This is a genomic window from Psychrobacter sp. TB55-MNA-CIBAN-0194, assembly GCF_040309505.1.
Lineage (GTDB): Bacteria > Pseudomonadota > Gammaproteobacteria > Pseudomonadales > Moraxellaceae > Psychrobacter > Psychrobacter fozii.
The window spans coordinates 1-272 of the sequence record NZ_JBEOOW010000276.1 but is presented as its reverse complement, the minus strand read 5'-3'; the positions used below and the strand labels follow the sequence as shown (position 1 = coordinate 272).

The 272-nt window shown below is 48.2% G+C and carries 1 pseudogene; it reads left to right on the top strand.

Features of this window, described 5'->3' with window-relative positions:
• Window positions 1-4: 4 nt before the first annotated feature.
• Window positions 5-272, top strand: a pseudogene (locus AAEY75_RS15145) (DMT family transporter); the annotation flags it as partial.

Below are 272 nucleotides of genomic sequence, written 5' to 3'. Positions count from 1 at the left end.
ATATATGGCTATTGCCTCTTCACGCTCCGCTGCTACTGGCTTGCTCATTGGCTGTGTGATCTTTGGTTTGGGCAGTTTAATCGTCGCTCATGTTGACATCGGTGGCTGGGCAATGGCTTTTTGGCGCTTGGCTATTTCAGGCGTGGTGTTTGCGGTATTAGCAAAAATGACTGGGCAACGGCTACCGCGCTCAAAACGTGCTGTTTTTTATGGCTTATTATCGGGTGCATTTTTAGGTTTGGATTTGGCACTGTGGCACGAGAGTATCTATG